Source organism: Ruegeria sp. YTSC230 (genome assembly GCF_059609665.1).
On the sequence record NZ_JBXWMC010000011.1, the window covers coordinates 96,434 to 113,277 of the forward strand.

The 16,844-nt window shown below is 58.3% G+C and carries 14 protein-coding genes; 6 read left to right on the plus strand and 8 right to left on the minus strand.

The features are described from left to right. Positions 1-5 precede the first annotated feature (5 nt). The 3 genes from AC2FD9_RS19800 to AC2FD9_RS19810 all read right to left on the minus strand — a co-directional run bounded on the left by AC2FD9_RS19800 (position 6) and on the right by AC2FD9_RS19810 (position 7,269). Complete coding sequence (locus AC2FD9_RS19800; protein ID WP_496838524.1) at positions 6-4,085, minus strand: translocation/assembly module TamB domain-containing protein; 4,080 nt, start codon at positions 4,083-4,085, stop codon at positions 6-8. Next, the gene (locus AC2FD9_RS19805; RefSeq protein ID WP_282120693.1) at positions 4,082-5,830 is read right to left on the minus strand and encodes an autotransporter assembly complex protein TamA; all 1,749 of its coding nucleotides are present in this window, start codon (positions 5,828-5,830) and stop codon (positions 4,082-4,084) included. Before AC2FD9_RS19805 ends, AC2FD9_RS19800 begins: the two co-directional genes overlap by 4 nt. A gap of 215 nt (positions 5,831-6,045) precedes the next feature. Further along, positions 6,046-7,269, minus strand: a complete 1,224-nt coding sequence (locus tag AC2FD9_RS19810; protein WP_113791601.1) for a urate hydroxylase PuuD — start codon at positions 7,267-7,269, stop codon at positions 6,046-6,048. Positions 7,270-7,365: 96 nt separating this feature from the next. On the opposite strand from AC2FD9_RS19810, the gene AC2FD9_RS19815 reads away from it, so the two are divergent. Further along, positions 7,366-8,289: a LysR family transcriptional regulator gene (locus tag AC2FD9_RS19815; protein ID WP_058273241.1), complete on the plus strand. Its 924-nt coding sequence runs from the start codon at positions 7,366-7,368 to the stop codon at positions 8,287-8,289. Positions 8,290-8,322: 33 nt separating this feature from the next. Here AC2FD9_RS19815 and uraH read toward each other — a convergent pair whose 3' ends face one another. Beyond that, positions 8,323-8,679: a hydroxyisourate hydrolase gene (gene uraH, locus AC2FD9_RS19820; RefSeq protein WP_496838526.1), complete on the minus strand. Its 357-nt coding sequence runs from the start codon at positions 8,677-8,679 to the stop codon at positions 8,323-8,325. Positions 8,680-8,840: 161 nt separating this feature from the next. On the opposite strand from uraH, the gene puuE reads away from it, so the two are divergent. Together puuE and AC2FD9_RS19830 are read left to right on the plus strand one after the other, a co-directional pair. Next, positions 8,841-10,259, plus strand: a complete 1,419-nt coding sequence (puuE, locus tag AC2FD9_RS19825; RefSeq protein ID WP_496838564.1) for an allantoinase PuuE — start codon at positions 8,841-8,843, stop codon at positions 10,257-10,259. Beyond that, positions 10,256-10,744: an ureidoglycolate lyase gene (locus AC2FD9_RS19830; RefSeq protein WP_496838291.1), complete on the plus strand. Its 489-nt coding sequence runs from the start codon at positions 10,256-10,258 to the stop codon at positions 10,742-10,744. Before puuE ends, AC2FD9_RS19830 begins: the two co-directional genes overlap by 4 nt. Before the next feature lie 94 nt (positions 10,745-10,838). Here the strand turns inward: AC2FD9_RS19830 and AC2FD9_RS19835 are convergent, their stop codons facing one another. The 3 genes from AC2FD9_RS19835 to AC2FD9_RS19845 form a co-directional block, all read right to left on the minus strand. After that, a complete protein-coding gene (locus tag AC2FD9_RS19835) occupies positions 10,839-11,825 on the minus strand; it encodes a type I glyceraldehyde-3-phosphate dehydrogenase (protein WP_496838293.1) in 987 nt (328 codons plus the stop codon). Between the two features lie 54 nt (positions 11,826-11,879). After that, positions 11,880-12,203 carry a hypothetical protein gene (locus AC2FD9_RS19840; RefSeq protein WP_058273193.1) on the minus strand — a complete coding sequence of 108 codons (324 nt, stop codon included), beginning with the start codon at positions 12,201-12,203 and terminating at the stop codon, positions 11,880-11,882. An 89-nt stretch (positions 12,204-12,292) separates the two neighbouring features. Further along, positions 12,293-13,126, minus strand: coding sequence for a bifunctional allantoicase/(S)-ureidoglycine aminohydrolase (locus AC2FD9_RS19845; RefSeq protein ID WP_496838295.1), 834 nt, complete (start codon positions 13,124-13,126; stop codon positions 12,293-12,295). A gap of 175 nt (positions 13,127-13,301) precedes the next feature. Here AC2FD9_RS19845 and AC2FD9_RS19850 point away from each other — a divergent pair, with 175 nt between their 5' ends. Beyond that, positions 13,302-13,658, plus strand: coding sequence for a hypothetical protein (locus AC2FD9_RS19850; protein ID WP_058273195.1), 357 nt, complete (start codon positions 13,302-13,304; stop codon positions 13,656-13,658). Between the two features lie 7 nt (positions 13,659-13,665). Here AC2FD9_RS19850 and AC2FD9_RS19855 read toward each other — a convergent pair whose 3' ends face one another. Further along, positions 13,666-14,601: a 2-hydroxyacid dehydrogenase gene (locus AC2FD9_RS19855; protein WP_496838529.1), complete on the minus strand. Its 936-nt coding sequence runs from the start codon at positions 14,599-14,601 to the stop codon at positions 13,666-13,668. Between the two features lie 127 nt (positions 14,602-14,728). On the opposite strand from AC2FD9_RS19855, the gene AC2FD9_RS19860 reads away from it, so the two are divergent. Together AC2FD9_RS19860 and AC2FD9_RS19865 are read left to right on the plus strand one after the other, a co-directional pair. Next, entirely contained in the window at positions 14,729-15,964 is a 1,236-nt protein-coding gene (locus AC2FD9_RS19860; RefSeq protein WP_496722371.1) for an acyl-CoA dehydrogenase family protein, read from the plus strand. Between the two features lie 11 nt (positions 15,965-15,975). After that, positions 15,976-16,779, plus strand: a complete 804-nt coding sequence (locus AC2FD9_RS19865; protein WP_282170776.1) for a thioesterase family protein — start codon at positions 15,976-15,978, stop codon at positions 16,777-16,779. Positions 16,780-16,844: the final 65 nt, after the last annotated feature.

Sequence of the window (16,844 nt, forward strand, 5' to 3'; positions counted from 1 at the left end):
CCTGCTTAGTAGTCGCGCGAAAAAAAGACCCCAACACCAGTCTCACCCCGTCCATCTACAGTGCCTTTCACGGTGAAACTGTCGGTAACGTCCAGGTTCAGGTTCACCTCGGTGTCGCCTTCTGTGTTGACGGTGAAATCGGTGTAGAGGTTGTCGCTCAGATACGCTCCGGCGCCGAGCCGGCCCGCGCCACCTTCGGACACGCCGATGTCCACGGTGTCGACGCCCGTAGACTCGCGAAGGCCTTTGGTCGCGTCTCCGCCAGCGCCGCTGAGTTGCGCCAGCGAGGCCGCCATCTGAGCGATTACGAACGGTGACAACTCTGAGAAGCGATTACCGAACAACAGCATTGCCAGCGCTTCCTCCGCCGGGCGCTCGGGGTCGGAAAAGACGTTGACCTCGGGCGAATCCAGTGGCCCGGCGATCTCGATCGTTGCGGTACCATCAGAAGTGCTGGTTGAGGATTCGAATTCGATATAGGGCGTCAGGTCCCCTTGCAGCGTCACAATGCCCTTGGTCAGGGCCAGCCTGCGCCCCAGAATGTCAAAGTTACCACGAATCAGTTCGATCTGGCCCGATGGGATCACCGAGGACGTGGTGCCGCCGATGTTTATTCTTCCACCCAGCTCTGCGTTGACACCACGCCCGCGAACAAACACGGCCTTGGGCGCCAAAAGACTGACATTCAGGGCGATACGAGAATCGCTTTTATTGCCGTCTTCACTTTGGACGAGGCCCGCGCGTTCACGGGTCACATAGCCTGACCCGCTTTCATTCACGTGAACGATGTCTGGGATAGGGGCCGCCCCCACGGCACCTGATGCGGCCGCTAGGTTGATATTGGTTTCGCCAAACGTGACCTGTCCAGCGATCGAGCTGTTACCCGCCAGCGCCCCGGTCATCGCAATTTGCCCGTTCAGCGTGGTTTCATACAGCAACTGATCGGTCAGTACGAGGCTGTTAAGGGCGGTCGAGATATTGGCATTGAATGGTGGTGAAAGGTCTACAGGCCCGCTGACGGTAAAATTGCCGCCTGCCCGTGGTCCGCCACTTAGGGAAATCGTGGCGCGGCTATTCGCAAGTTGGACCGATCCGCTGATGCCAGTGATCGTTTGTCCCGCGCCGGGAATTGCCAGCGACGTACCGGAAGTGGTGATCGAACCGGACAGGGATTCCAGTGCGGGTTTGCCCGACAGGGTAAGGTCATAGCGAGCGCTGCCGTCGATCTTGTTGGGCGTGATAAAGATATTGGCAATGCCAAGATTGACGCCGCCAACGGCTTTCATGTCCGCTTCTCCGGTGCTTTCGTCGAAGGTACCAGAGACTTTGCCGCTAATCTCCGCAGGCCCGTCGGCTTGGGCGTCGATTGTCCAGACACCCTTGTTGCGCTTAGCGCTGCCATTGGCGGCCACTGTACCCGGAAACTCAGGTACAAAACGCTCGATCCGGTTGAACTTGGCGTCAAAATCCAGATCCGCCGACCCGTCGCTGTCCACCGTCCCGGCTAGCTTGGCGTATGAGCTGTCGGGGCCATTCAGGTTGACCGTACCTTCCACGCCCTTGGATGTCGGGGCAACGTTTCCATCCAACGTCAGTGGACCGGACATCGTGTTCAACACCCGCGCCAGATCGTCCAGTTTGACCGAGAAATCCAGCCCGCCCGCTTGACGGTCCAGCTTACCCGAAGCCGTTGCGGTGATGGCCGTGCCGTTCAGGCGGAACGTTTCAATGCTAAGGCCATCTTCCCCATTCTGGGCATCTACGGACAGGGTCGTCTGGCCCTGAATCAGTTTGTCCACGGCCTCAATGCCGGTTTGGATGTTGTTGGCATCGAGGTTGCCCTGAACATCGAATGCCCGGGTGGACAGGGTACCGTTGCCTTGCACGTTTGCTGCGACCGAACCGGCAAGATCACGCCCGGCCAACCCGGAAAACAGGGACAGGTCCGGCACATTCAATTGCGCTTGGCCATCTGCCGACAGATCTCCGGTGGGATCGTCTACAACCGCTTGTACTTGCGCAGTGAGGGCGCGCCCATTCACCGAGGCGCTGCGGATGTCGATACTGTCTGCGGTTCTGGCGCCGTCCCATTCGATCTCGGTTCTGCCGGTCAGCAGAGGGTCGATATCGGCCATACCAGTCTTGATGTTCTGACCTATCACGCTGGCCGTGCCGTCAAATTCCAGCGTTTGTGCCGTGCCTGTACCGTTCACCGTCGCCTGTAGGGAACCGCCAAGGTCGCGTTTTACCAAGCCAGAGAAGACCGACAAATCCGATGCGTTGACCCGGGCCTGCCCATCAATGGTCAGGTTGCCGTCGGGCGTCGTCACAACACCGCTGGCCACGGCTTTGGCGGCCTTACTGTCCAGATTGAATTCACGGATAGTTATGCCGTCTGTGCCGCGGCTTGCGTCCAGAGTGATCGTGGTCTCTCCGGTGATAACCGGGTCGATATCGTCACGGCCAGTAGACAAGTCGCGGCCCTGAACCATGACTTTGCCGTCAAAGCTGCGTTCCAGCGGTGAACCTTTTCCGGTCACACTGGCCGAGACCTGCCCGCCAAGATCCAGCTTGGCAAGGTCCGAAAAGCGCGACAGGTCTGTTGCGTCCAGCTTGGCCGTCCCGTCGACCGTCAAGCCGCTGGTCAGACCTGAGATCAGCGCGTCCAGTGCCAGAGTGTAGTTAGAGCCCACAAGCTCGAACCCAGACAGATTCAAGGACTGGTCGCTGCTATAGTCGAATTGGCTATCAAGCGTGATGCGCTCGCCCAAGGCCGTGGTCAGCGCGTCATCGGCCATGTCTATTCCGCCGACCGCGATTTGTACGTCGCCATCGACAGTCAGAACCTCGCCCTGATCCAGGGTGCCTTGCGCGGTGATCCGGGCATCACCCAGCTTGGCCTGAGGGGACGCGAATTCGTTGGCCGTCAGACTCAGATCCCAAAGATTGCCGTTCTGGCGGTCAAACAGGGCCGAAATCTGTGCCGCCTTGAGCGATGTGTCGCCTCCTGCCACCGGCAGAACGACGGCTTCCCCATCTGGCGGGGTGATGCGCCCTTGCAGGGCGGCCAGTTGCAATGTGCTGCCTTCGCCCAGCTGCAATTCACCCTTCAGGTCCAGCGCCTGCGTGGTGAGTTCCAAATCCGAAATATCCAACGCGCCTTCGGGCTTGGTCTGGCCATCGACATAAAGCCGCGATTTTGGGCCAAAGAAGGGATCAACATCCGGCCCCAGGAAAGGGGTCAGATCGCCGTTCAGATCAGCGGTGAACGCAATACCCTCCGCTGCGCCGCCCTCGGCCGCCTGAAGTTTGACCTGTCCGGTGACGCGCATCTGGTTGTCGCTGCTCAGCCCGATATCAGCGGTAAAGTCCGTCAGAGGACCCGCGCCCTTGGCCGTCAGGCCGATCGGCGGGCTGTCAGGGATTTTCAGCGCAGTTGAAATCAGACCGCCAGAGGCCTCGTTCACTTGTAAGTCCAGATTGATCTCACTTGTTGAGTTCTGGAAACCTGCGGCCAGCTTGATCTCATCACCTGCCCGATCCAGCCGGATCACATCCAGATTGGTGTCCAGCGCCCCATCTGCCAGCGACAGGTTGCCTGTCACGCTCAGATCAGCGGCGACACCGATCAATGGCTCACCAAGAGACAGTTCATCCACTCGAATTTCACCGATTTCGACGGAAACTGGCAGTTCGGGCAGTTGAAAAGGTTGCGTTTCCGCCGAAGCAGGTGGTTCTTCCTTGGTCGTTGTGCCCGGTGCACGAGCAATATCGATTTCCTGCGCGGTCAGAGAGTTGACCGAAAATCGGCCGCGGATCAGTGCCAAACGGTTCCAGTCAAGTTCGGCGTCCTTGATGGTCAGCCAAACACCTTCATCATCGGCAACTGTGATCTCTTCAATCGTCGCGCGCGCGCTCAGCGCGCCTTGCAGGCCCTTTACGGTCACGTTTTGGTCGTCGCCAGAGAGCGTATCCTGCAGGAAGTTTTCCAACATGCTGCCGCCTTCCTCCTGCGCGGCAAGTGGCAAAGGGGCAGACAGCATCAGCCCCGAAAACAATAACGGATATGCGCGACGTCCAATCAAAATGCTTGTCCGATCCCGATGTAAAACTGCAATCCGTCGCCGGTGTCACCCTGCACTGGAACGGCCAGATCCAGCCGCAACGGACCAAATCCGCCCAGATCATACCGAACCCCAAGCCCGGCACCTGCGTGATATTCTGCGCCGCTGCCGATGAATGAGGACGTGTCCACCGTACCGTAGTCATAAAACCCGACCAGAGATATGGCTTCGGTGACTTTCCCGCGCACCTCGGCAGAAAGACCAAGGAACGATTTGCCGCCTGCAATACCAGTGCCGACAGGGATGCCAAGACTCTCGTAAGGTTGGCCCCGAACCGTTCCGGCGCCGCCCGAGAAGAACAGGAAGTCTGGTGTTACACCGTCCGGCGACGGCCCGAGCACTGATCCCAGTTGTACGCGACCGGCCAAAACCAGCCGTCCACCGGTTCCGAGGCTGGTATAGCCACGCCCGTCAAAAAACATGCGTATGCCGCTTTCGGTTTCGGACAGACCAGCAAAGGGCGTGATCTGCGCGTCCAGATAAAAGCCGCGCGTTGCGCTGACCTTACTGTCGCGCTCGTCCCATTCCGAACGCAAGGGAAGGATGAAATATCGGAACCTGCGGTCATCGCCATAGGCGTCGTCCGCGCTGGACCACTGAAACCCGGCTGAGGCTTCGGCATATAGCCGATCAGAGAACGTGCGCCGGGCACCGTAGGCCAGCGACGCAACGGTGACGTTGTAGTTTTCTGTGTTGCGCCGTTCCAGAAGCGCGTTCCAGAAAGTGTTGTCATCGGGGCCAAGCCGGTCGGGCTGATCCAGACGCAAGCCGATCCGGCCGTCGATATCCTCGGCACCGCCGATATTACGGACTGCTGCCTCGAACCGCAGGCGTTCGGCACGCCGGAATACGTTGCGATGCGTCCAGGTCGCGGTCACGTCTACCCCGTCGCGCGACGCGATCTCGGCGCCAAAGGTCAGTCGGCGCTTGGGTAAATCTTCAAACGTCGCGTCGAAATCCAATGTGCCGTCCGGGTTCGGAGTGTCCCTCTCTTCAATCGAAACAACGTTGAAGGTCCCGGTGCGCCGTAACCGTGTGCCGACCTTCTGGATTTTCTCGGGCGAGTATACCTCGCCTGCCGGAAATCCGGCGATCTTTTCGATTGACCGGTGGCGCACATCGGTGTCGCCCTTGATGATCATTTTGCCAAATCTCAGGCGCGGGCCGGGGGTAAGGTCGATCTCGGCATCCAGCTTGGCCTCGGCATGGCGGGCAATGACTTTCTGGCCTTCGACTTCGGCCTTGGCATGACCCGCGTTGCGCCAACCCTGCACCCCGGCGGACGCAGCTTGTTGGATCGCGCCGGTGGTCGCGAGTTTGCCGACCGCAAACTCCTCGGGCAGAACTGTTTCGGGCGTAATCGGTTGTACGATGGCTTCGCCAAAGGTGAACTTGGGGCCGGTGTTGACCGTGATTACCGCGCTATTGATCTGCGCCGGTACGCTGAGCGAGCTGATCTCAGCTGCTTCTTTTCCGTCCAGTTTGATGCTTACGACTGGGCTGAAATACCCTTCGTCATAAAGAATTTGGACGAGAGTGCGATAATCCGAAAGCGCCGCCGACAAGATCTCAAGCGGCGTGTCCAGCCCGCGAGATTCAGCCGTCGTAACTGAGGAGGTTTCCTCCATCCGCTCGACAAGCTCTTTTGAAGCACCCGGAGCTGTTAAGGTGGTTTCCAGCGCGGCCAATGCGGTCGGCAGGGTCATTGCAATCGCGCCGAGAAGGCATCTCTTCAAAAAGGCGCGCGGCCTGCTCCCCGGCATCTGATAGCTCCAACTGCCCCAACTCGAAATCACATTTGCCGTTTTTTGCAAAGCAACGGCTGATTACATTCATGTTAGAGCATCAGAGTCCTTGCAGGAAAAGACTAAATCCAGCGTCGCCTGAATTTTGCGACCTGTGTGATTGATCGGTCTCGGGATCAGGAACCTGCGTTGCGAAACCAGCGGATGATTGCTTCTCGGTCCTCGGGCTCCATGTAGGTGACGTTTGCGGGGGGCATCGCATGGCTGACCCCCGCCTGCAGATAGATTTGCTGGGCGTTGCGGGCAATGTCGCCTTCAGTTTCCAGCAATACGCCCTTTGGCGCCCACAAAATGCCCTCCCACACCGGTTCGCGTGCGTGGCACATCGAACAGCGTCCAAGAACGACGTCATGGGCCTCTTCAAAGCCATCGGCGGCAGCATATTTCTGTTCAAACGGTGTCAGTGGCTGTGCTTCGGCCTCTTCCAGAGGTTTGTACATAGGGGCAGTAGACAACCACATGATTGCGATGAACAGCAACGCAGTGACCAGCCATGTCCAGGTTGGATCGCCTGCCCGAGCGTGGCGCGTGTTGAAGTAGTGTCGGATGGTCACGCCCATCAGGAAGACCAGAGCCGCGATGATCCAGTTGTATTCTGTCGCAAAGGCCAGCGGGTAGTGGTTCGACAACATAAGGAACACCACCGGCAATGTCAGGTAGTTGTTATGCGTCGAGCGCAGCTTGGCGATTTTGCCGTACTTTGGGTCAGGTGTACGGCCGTTCTTCAGATCGTCTACCACGATGCGTTGGTTCGGCATGATGATGAAAAACACGTTGGCTGTCATGATCGTGGCCGTGAATGCCCCCAGATGCAGCATCATCGCACGACCGGTAAATACCTGATTATAGCCCCATCCCATAACAACCAGCAGCACAAACAACAGCACCATCAGCAGGGTAGGACGTTCACCCAAACCCGATTTGCATAGGAAATCATAGATCAGCCAACCGACAGTCAGCGAGGCGGCCGAAATCAGAATGCCTTGCCACAGCGCCAGATCGGCTTTTTGTGCGTCGATCAGATAAAGCTCTCCGCCCACCCAGTACACGATCATCAGCAACCCGGCCCCGCTGAGCCAGGTCGCGTAGCTTTCCCATTTGAACCAAACCAGGTGTTCCGGCATCCGTTCGGGCGCAACTAGGTATTTCTGAATGTGGTAAAAGCCGCCGCCATGTACTTGCCATTCCTCGCCATCCGCCGGGCCGGGGATGTCGCGGTTCAGACCAAGGTCCAGTGCGATGAAATAAAATGAGGATCCGATCCAGGCAATGGCGGTAATAACGTGCAGCCAGCGCACGGCAAAAGCCATCCAGTCCCAGAACACGGCGAAGTCGTACATGAGAAAGCTCTCCGATTGGTTGCCGTCACACTAGGCAAAGGGCACTTTCTTCGGTATTCCCTGATATTGTCAAACTGTATCAAAAAAAACGAAAAGATGTCCTATCTAGACAACATCCGTACCTTTGTCAGGGTTTATGACCTTGGCAGCATGTCCGCTGCTGGGCGAGACCTGCGAATCTCGCCTGCGGTGACGTCGGCGCGGATATCTCAGCTTGAAGATCATCTGGGCGTGCGCCTGTTTCAAAGAACGACGCGCAACCTCAGCCCGACAGAGCAGGGGCGGGCATTCTATCCCGGTGCTGTGGCCGTTCTGGATGCGGTGGACGATGCCGAAGCGCAGGTCGTCCATCTGACCGAGGCCCCGCGGGGATCGTTGTTTGTGGCTGCTCCACTAGGGGTGGGGCGCAGGGTTTTGGCACCGCATGTGCCCGATTTTCTTGCGGAATATCCCGAGATCGACGTGCGCCTGCGGTTGACCGACAGATCCGTTGATCTGACGACCGAAGGTTTGGATCTAGCCTTTTTCATCGGCCAACCTGAAGACAGTACCCTGCGTATTCGAAAGATCGCTGACTGCCAGCGCGTGCTTTGTGCCGCTCCGGCCTATGTTGAACGCAGGGGCATGCCAGCAACGGGCGCGGACCTGGTGTCGCAGCGCCATGAATGCCTGAATCTGAGGTTTCCCGGCGCGACCGAGTTTCAGTGGCAATTGGAAACGCCTGACGGTCCCAAGCGGTTCGCAGTCTCTGGCCGGTTCGAATGTGACGACGGTGACGTGCTGACTGACTGGGCGCTGTCGGGGCAGGGGATCGCGATGAAACCGGTTTTTGAAGTGGCCGAACACCTCAGTTCGGGGCGTCTGGTCCCCGTAGCGGTCGAAACGCCGCCGGTATCTGTTCAAATGGCCTGCCTATACACACATCGCCGCCATCAGGACCCCAAGGCGCGTTTGTTCATGGATTTCATGATTGCGCGGATCGGCAAGGTCGTGCGTGGGTCGGAATCTGCTGACACATAGAGCTGCCGCTTAACGGCAACCCCATCCCGTGGTTCAACTGCCCCGGTAGGTCGAATAGCCGTAAGGGGACAGCAGCAGAGGTACATGGTAATGTGCCTCGGCATCAGACATGCCAAACCGGAGCGGCACCTGATCCAGAAACAGCGGGTCATCAGCTGCCTGGCCCGATGCGCGCAGATAGTCTCCTGCGAAGAAAACCAGCTCGTAAGTACCAGTTTTGTAAGAGTCTTGTGGCAAGATTGGGCTGTCAGTGCGCCCGTCCGAATTGGTCTCCATCTCGGCGATTTTGCGATGCGAGTTTCCCGACACCCGATAGAGTGCGATTTTCAATCCTTCAGCCGGGCAGCCGCGTGCAGTGTCCAGAACATGGGTCGTCAGATAGCCAGCCACGGGTCTCTCCTTTGATTTGTCTTTTGCTTTGTCACAGTCTGACGCAAAGTTTGAAACAGTGGAAATGCCGAAAGAACCGGAAACAGCGTTCGGATTGATTTGATAATCATCGGTGTGTTTCTGGGGTAAGGCTATTCAAAAGATCAAGAATGGAAGATGCCATGCAGCCCTCTCGCTATCCTCGTGACATGATCGGATATGGTGCCAACCCGCCAGATGCAAAATGGCCGGGCGGCGCGAAGCTGGCCGTTCAGATCGTACTGAACTACGAAGAGGGCGGTGAAAATTGCGTGCTGCACGGCGATGCCACGTCCGAGGCGTTCTTGTCTGAAATCGTGGGGGCCGCCCAATGGCCGGACCAGCGCCATTGGAACATGGAGTCGATCTATGAGTACGGCTCTCGCGCTGGTTTCTGGCGACTGCACCGGTTGATGCAGGACTTGCCGATCACAGTCTATGGAGTTGCAACAGCCCTGGCCCGCTCGCCGGATCAGACGGCAGCGATGAAGGCCGCCGGGTGGGAGATTGCCAGTCATGGCTTGAAATGGGTCGAGCACAAAGACATGCCCGCAGATGAGGAGCGTGCACAAATCGCCGAGGCTATCCGTCTTCACACCGAGGTCGTCGGAGAACGCCCGCGCGGTTGGTACACAGGGCGCTGTTCCGAGAATACTGTTCAGTTGGTGGCAGAAGAGGGCGGATTTGCCTATGTGGCCGATACATATGCGGACGACCTGCCATATTGGGTGCAAGCGGGTGGGCGGGATCAGCTGATCGTGCCCTATACACTGGATTGTAACGATATGCGCTTTGCCACACCGCAGGGCTTCAACTCGGGCGACCAGTTCTATTCCTACCTCAAGGACAGCTTTGATGCGCTATACGCCGAGGGCGAGGGCGGAGCGCCCAAGATGCTGTCGATCGGCTTGCACTGCCGCCTGATCGGACGACCTGGCCGGGTGATGGCGTTGAAACGTTTCCTGGAATACGCGCGCGGCTTTTCCGATGTCTGGTTTGCGACACGGTTGCAGATCGCCGAACACTGGGCGGAACACCATCCGGCGGTGCCGCATCCGAAGCCTGCTCAGATGGAACGGGACGCGTTTGTCGCGACGTATGGCGGCATCTTCGAGCATTCCGCCTGGATTGCCGAACGGGCGTATGAGCTGGAATTGGGACCGGCCAATGACACGGCAGGTGGGCTGCACAATGCACTGACCCGCATGTTCCGCTCCGCCTCTGCGGACGAAAGGATGGGTGTCCTGACCGCGCACCCGGATCTGGCCGGAAAATTGGCGCAGGCAAAACGGCTGACGCAAGAAAGCACGTCCGAGCAGGCTTCGGCAGGGTTGGATGCTCTGACAGATGATGAGCGTGCGATGTTCACGGGCTTGAACCAGAAATACACCGAGAAGTTCGGTTTTCCGTTTATCATCGCCGTGCGTGATCACGACAAAACGTCTATCCTTCAGGCGTTTCAACGGCGGATTGATCAGGATAAGGACACCGAATTCGCAGAGGCTTGCCGTCAGGTCGAGCGGATCGCCGAATTCCGGTTGCAGGACATTTTACCCTCATGAGCGCGCAAGTCAGAACTGCGCCATTGACGGCCAAGGCATTTGCCCCGTTTGGTGATGTCATCGAAGTGACCGGTGATCCGGACAAGATCATCAATCAGGGGCAATGTGGTCGCTACCATGATCTGGCGCGACTGGATTTCACAGACGGGCGCGCCGGTATCAGCCTTTTCAACGCCAATCCGCGATCCTTGCCCTATCAACTGGATATGGTTGAGCGTCACCCCGAGGGCAGTCAGGCATTCATACCGATGACACACCAGCCCTTTCTGGTTGTCGTGGCCCCGGATGAGGGCGGGCGGCCCGGACATCCGCGGGCATTTGTGACCAAGCCCGGACAGGGTGTGAACTATTTTCGCGGCACATGGCATGGGGTGCTGACCCCATTGCACGGGCCCGGCTTATTCGCTGTGATTGATCGGATTGGTGGGGGGGCTAATCTGGAGGAGTTTTGGTTTGACACCTCGTTTGAGATCATAGGCGGATAGGGCTATCCCGCCCGGTCAATGCGCATCAAAGATGCTTGTGAACCGTTTGGCCAAGCAGCGCGCGGGCAAGCCCGCCCGCTGCGCCCGCGCAAATTCAGCCATCTGTCATAAGGCGGGCAACATCCAACATGCGTGCCGAAAATCCCCATTCATTGTCATACCAGCCGAAAACACGGACCTGATGTTCGCCGACCATGCGTGTTTCGGGTCCCGCTATAACCAGCGACTCTGGGCGTGTACGCAGGTCTGACGAGACCAGAGGGGAATCGGTCCAGCCCAGCACAGGCGATGTCTGGACGGCCGCGCGCAGTTCGGCTTCGAACAACCCAGGCGACATTCCGCGATCCAGCGTCAACACCAGATCAATGGCGGATACACTGGCTGTCGGGACCCGAACAGCAGCGCCCGAGATGCGGCCGGCCAAATGCGGCATGACTTCGTCTATCAGATGAGTGGCGCTTGACGTGGTCGGCACCATAGACAGCGCGCCCGCGCGCGAACGGGCCAAATCGCCGCGTGGCGCGTCCACCATAGGCTGGCTGTTCGTATAGCAGTGAATTGTTGTCATATGGGCTGACGCAATCCCGCCAATCTGGTCCAGCACTTTGACCAAGGGCGCAAGCCCGTTGGTTGTGCAAGACGCGTTGGACACGATGCGAGCATTGCCCAACTGATCTTCGTTGGCGCCCAGAACAATAGTGATTTCGGTCGCGGGCGAGGGGCCAGAGATCAGCACCTTGCGAGCCCCGGCGGTCAGGCCCTGACTGGCCACATCCGAGGTACGAGCAACGCCAGTGCAATCCATCAGAACGTCGACACCGGATAGATCGACATGTGCCAGATTGGGGCTGTGTGTCATTGGGATTTTGCGCCCATCGACGACGATCGCCGCGTCGCCCTGTTCTACTGCTCCGGCGAAGGGGCCAAAGGTGCTGTCATATTTGAACAGGTAGGCGCAGGTCTCAAGCGGGGCGATGTCGTTGATCAGAACCAGCTCAATATCTGTATCCTGCGGCAAAGCCAGCAGCTGCCGCAGGATTGTGCGGCCAATACGGCCGAATCCGTTGATTGCAAGTTTCATGCGCAAGCTATGGCAGCGCGCTGCCAATAGCTCAATGCCCGTTGTGACCTATGGTCAGTTGCAGCTGACCTGCGAAAAGAACTGACCCGAAATGTTCTGGTACATGCTGGCCACGATCGGTCTGCACCCAGTCGCTTGCTGAAAGGCGGCTATGGCCTGAATGGTGCGCAAGCGCGGCGGTGGGCCAAAGGGGTTCAGGTTGTTGTTGTCGCGCGTCGCACGGTACACGACCGGAGCGTCCGAGACCTGTGTCACCGCCCAGGTACGGCTCATGACAGAAACCTGTTTTGTTTCTTCCTTCGCGGCGACAGGTGTTGCATCAAATGCCGTCAAACCAATTGCAGCTGCCAGTGCCAGCATCGTTACACGCAGTACCATTGAACAATCTCCAGTGCTAAAAACTGCTGTTATTTCACCAGATTCACAGGCTTCTGTGAACCCCTGACCGAAATAAAGCGTTTAAAAGCCTAGCGTTTGGACAGTGTCAACGGCATGTGCCGGTTCACATCCTTGTAAAGCAGATAGCGAAAGCGCCCCGGCCCACCCGCATAGCAGGCCTGCGGGCAGAAGGCGCGCAACCACATGTAATCGCCGGCCTCTACCTCGACCCAATCCTGGTTGAGCCGATAGACCGCCTTGCCTTCCAGCACGTACAAACCGTGTTCCATGACATGGGTTTCGGCAAAGGGAATCACGCCGCCGGGTTCGAAATTGACGATATTGACATGCATGTCATGACGCAGATCCTGCGGATCTGTGAAGCGGGTTGTGGACCAGCGCCCCTCGGTGCCGGGCATCTCGACGGGCGATACATCACGTTCGTTGGTGATGATCGGATCTGGTGCGGGCAGGCCGGGAACGGCTTCATAGGCTTTGCGAACCCAGTGGAATCGGGCGGTTTTTTCGGCGCGGTTGCGCAAGGTCCAATCTGATCCGGGCGGGATATAGGCGTATCCGCCGGTTTCGAGAACATGAATAGTGCCACCTAATGTCAGGGTCACCTCGCCTTCGACCACAAAGAGAACACCCTGCGCCTTGGCGTCTGTTTCTGGGTGGTCGCTGCCGCCACCGGGCTGGACCTCCATGATGTATTGCGAAAACGTCTCGGCAAATCCGCTGAGGGGGCGGGACAGGACCCAAAGCCGGGTGCCTTCCCAGAACGGCAGGTTGCTGGTTACGATGTCGCGCATGGTGCCTTTAGGGATAACCGCATAGGCGTCGGTAAACATGGCGCGGTCGGTCAACAGTTGGTCTTGTCCGGGGTGTCCGCCTGTGGGCGCGTAATAGGTGGGCTGTGCCATTTCATGCCTCTGGTTCGTGTTTGAGGCACTATGAGGCGATTGGCGCGGCGGTCCTAGCACCCGAGTCGCGATAGGTTTGTTCGGTATTATTTGAAGGTCGGCCAGAGGGGCTTGGCCCCCGTTCCCCGGCGGTATAGTCTTGTGACCAAACTTATTTCAGCAAGGCGAGAAGATCATGAAAGCCTGGATTTCACCCTTTTTTGCAGCAGCCGTTGTGATCGGCGCGATTTCACTGGCACAGGCCAAGCCACTTTCGAGAATCATCGCTGAAATGGGGTTGAGCCCCGAGGACTACAGTGTCGTCAACGCCACGACCAATGCGATGTTGGCAGATGGAACGCCTCAGGTCGGAACCGAACGCAACTGGTCGAACGACGACACCGGATCAAAAGGCACTGTCCGAGTGCGCGAGGTCCGGGACAATTGCGTGCATCTCCAGCATTTCATCGTGCCCGCCGGGGCCGAACAATCACGCGAAGTCAGAACCCGCAACTGCCGGGACGCCGGCGGGAACTGGGTTCTGACGCCCTGATTTCGACTCAGTAGCCGCGTGTGCGGTCGACTTCGTGCAGTAAGGGCTTCCCTGCGGACAACCGTTGGAAATTCTCGGCAACGTCGGCCAATGCTTCACCTAAGTGCCAGCCAGAAACATGCGGAGTGATTGTGACGCCCGGGTGTGCCCAGAGCGGACTGTCTGACGGTAAGGGTTCTGTACTGGTTACGTCCAGAACGGCGTGGCCGGGCGTTCCACGGTCCAAGGCTTCGATCAGCGCATTTTCGTCAATCAGATCACCACGCCCTGCGTTCAACAGCTGACTGCCGGGCTTCATGGCTGCCAGCATCTGCACATCGAACAAGCCGAGTGTTTGCGGCGTGGAAGGCAGAATGGCGCAAACGTGGTCGCATTGGCCTAGCAACCTCGGCAGCGCATCCTCGCCATGCAGGCAGGTCACGCCCTCGATCTCTTTCGGGGATCGGCTCCATCCCATGACCTGAAAACCGATGGCGCGCAGCATTCTGGCGCTGCGGGCGCCGATATGGCCCAGGCCCAGAACGCCCACTATGGTGTCCGGCGTGAATACCGGCGCTTTGGGTACCCATTCTGCCTTGCGCTGGGCGGCTTCGTGAAAGGTCATGTTCCGTTGGTGGTGAAGGACATAGGCGACGAACCACTCGGCAATACCTTGCGCCGGCGCATCGGGCTTGAGTCGTGCGATACGGACGTGATCGGGCAGGCTCGGGTTGCCAACAATCGTTTCAACGCCCGCGCCCAGTTTCTGGACCAGTTGCAGGTTCGGCAGCCGTTTGGGGTGGTCGTTGTTCAGGCCGACAACAGCGACCATGCTGATTTCGCTTGCATCTCCAATCGTTTCCCGGGTGCGCACATCCGCACCGGGATTTATGTTTCGGATCGTTTTGGCGATGTCATCATCGCTTATCCAGTCGGTTAGACCGGTTTCGATCAGTAGCGCCATGAATCACCCTCGCAATTTCATTTTGATTGAGTTGACGTTCCGTCACACAGCTAGACATTCTATCGGCAGCTAAGTCATTCTCTGTTCAAAGGTAAAGCCCGCTCTTTGGGCCTGAGGAGGAAAGCTCATGAACATGTCATTCGGTCTGCGCGAAGAAAATCGCGCGCTGCTGCAACGTGTGGCAGATATGATCCGGGATGAGATCATGCCGCTGGAAGAAGAATACCAGGCCGAAATCGATAAGGGCGACCGCTGGCAATACACCGAACGTCAGGCGGAAATCCTGGAAGGGCTGAAAACCAAGGCCAAGGCTGCCGGATTATGGAACTTCTGGCTGACCGACAGCGACAAGGGCTTTGGTTTGACCACGGTCGAGTATGCTTACTTCGCCGAAGAGATGGGCAAAACGCCCCTTGGGGCCGAAGTATTCAACTGCTCAGCCCCCGACACCGGCAATATGGAAGTGTTCGAGCGCTACGGCACGGACCAGATGAAAGAGCAGTGGCTGAAACCCCTGCTGAACGGCGATATCCGGTCAGCGTATTTGATGACGGAGCCGGATGTGGCGTCATCGGATGCCACGAACGTGTCGATGTCCTGTGTGCGGGATGGGGATGATTTTGTTCTGAACGGAGAAAAATGGTGGTCATCGGGGGCGGGTGATCCACGGTGCAAGGTCTATATCGTCATGGTCAAGACAGCAGGCGACGAGCAACCCAAACACAAGCGGCAGTCGATGATTGTTGTGCCTGCCGATGCGCCAGGGATCGAGGTTCTGCGCCCAATGCAGGTTTACGGCCACGATGATGCCCCGCACGGCCACATGCATATCCGCTTTACCAACGTCCGGGTGCCAGCTGAGAGCATCCTGTTGGGCGAAGGCCGCGGGTTCGAGATCGCGCAAGGCCGTCTCGGGCCCGGTCGTATCCACCATTGTATGCGCGCAATTGGGCAGGCTGAATCGGCGCTGGAACAGATGTGCAAACGGTCGCTGCAGCGCGAAGCCTTCGGCAAGAAACTGGCGCAACTCGGGGCCAATTTCGATATCATTGCCGAATGCCGGATGGAGATTGAAATGGCGCGTTTGCTGTGCCTGAAGGCTGCTTGGTACATGGATCAGGGCGATGCCCGTGCGGCAGCACCCTGGATCAGCCAGATCAAGGTCGTGGCCCCGCGTGTCGCACTCAAAGTCATCGATGAGGCCGTTCAGATGTTCGGCGGGCAGGGGGTCAGTCAGGATACGCCGCTGGCGACGGCCTGGACCCATGTGCGTACATTGCGGTTGGCCGATGGGCCTGATGCGGTACACCGCCGTCAGGTGGCGCGGGCCGAATTGAAGAAGCATACCCAGGAAAAAGTCTGAGGTTCTAGGTGGTGTTGAAACCGGATCTAAAGGAACAAGCCTATTTCCACGTTCGGGCTGACGGAGCTTTTGTCGGCAATGATCCCGCACGCGGGCCGTGGTCTGCGGATCATTGTCATGCGGGCCCGGTCGCAGGGCTGATCGTTCGTGCCGCCGAAACAGAGGTTGGGCCGCAAAAGATGCTGACACGGCTGACCGTGGACTTACTGCGCCCTCTGCCGCTGACAGGTCTGCGTGTGGCGGCGGAGACTACGCGCCATACCAAAACGCTGGCCACAACCCGCGTCACGGTGCACGATCTGGACGATACGCTGTGCGCTACGGCCACCACGATGCATATGGTGCGTCGCGATTTGGGGTCGGTTCCGAACATCACGTTGCCGACGCCCGAACTCGACGATGCGGTGACCGGCCCGTTTCCGATTGGCGAAACGCGCCATGACCTGCCGGGGTTCGCAAACCATTCGGACATTCTCTACCCCAAGGGTGGCAACCAGAAAGCCGGTCCAAAAACAATCTGGATGCTCACCCCGAAGCTGTTGGAGGGCGAGGCACAATCGCCGATTCAGGCGCTATGCCCGCTGGCGGATTGTGGCAACGGGATCTCGTGGAATGCACCGACGTCCGAGATGGGGTTCATGAACACCGATCTGACGGTCCAGATTCATCGTGAACCTAAATCGGACTGGTTGGCCTCGCAGTCCGTATCTCATTGGCAACCTTCAGGAATAGGGATGTCGCAATCGGTTCTGTTCGACACCGAAGGCCCGGTCGGTACAGCGTTGCAGACACTGGTTTTGTTCCCGCCGAAGTGACTGGTTTGGCCAGTTCCCGCACGGGTCTGCCGAAACACGTTGCCGGGCACGGGCCAAGCCCCTAT

Coding starts and splice junctions, on each gene's coding strand:
- AC2FD9_RS19805 (WP_282120693.1), bottom strand. CDS start 5,830: ATGACCCTGCCGACCGCATTGGCCGCGCTGGAAACCACCTTAACAGCT.
- AC2FD9_RS19840 (WP_058273193.1), bottom strand. CDS start 12,203: ATGGTACTGCGTGTAACGATGCTGGCACTGGCAGCTGCAATTGGTTTG.
- AC2FD9_RS19815 (WP_058273241.1), top strand. CDS start 7,366: ATGTCCTATCTAGACAACATCCGTACCTTTGTCAGGGTTTATGACCTT.
- AC2FD9_RS19855 (WP_496838529.1), bottom strand. CDS start 14,601: ATGGCGCTACTGATCGAAACCGGTCTAACCGACTGGATAAGCGATGAT.
- AC2FD9_RS19860 (WP_496722371.1), top strand. CDS start 14,729: ATGAACATGTCATTCGGTCTGCGCGAAGAAAATCGCGCGCTGCTGCAA.
- puuE (WP_496838564.1), top strand. CDS start 8,841: ATGCAGCCCTCTCGCTATCCTCGTGACATGATCGGATATGGTGCCAAC.
- AC2FD9_RS19850 (WP_058273195.1), top strand. CDS start 13,302: ATGAAAGCCTGGATTTCACCCTTTTTTGCAGCAGCCGTTGTGATCGGC.
- AC2FD9_RS19830 (WP_496838291.1), top strand. CDS start 10,256: ATGAGCGCGCAAGTCAGAACTGCGCCATTGACGGCCAAGGCATTTGCC.
- AC2FD9_RS19845 (WP_496838295.1), bottom strand. CDS start 13,126: ATGGCACAGCCCACCTATTACGCGCCCACAGGCGGACACCCCGGACAA.
- AC2FD9_RS19810 (WP_113791601.1), bottom strand. CDS start 7,269: ATGTACGACTTCGCCGTGTTCTGGGACTGGATGGCTTTTGCCGTGCGC.
- AC2FD9_RS19835 (WP_496838293.1), bottom strand. CDS start 11,825: ATGAAACTTGCAATCAACGGATTCGGCCGTATTGGCCGCACAATCCTG.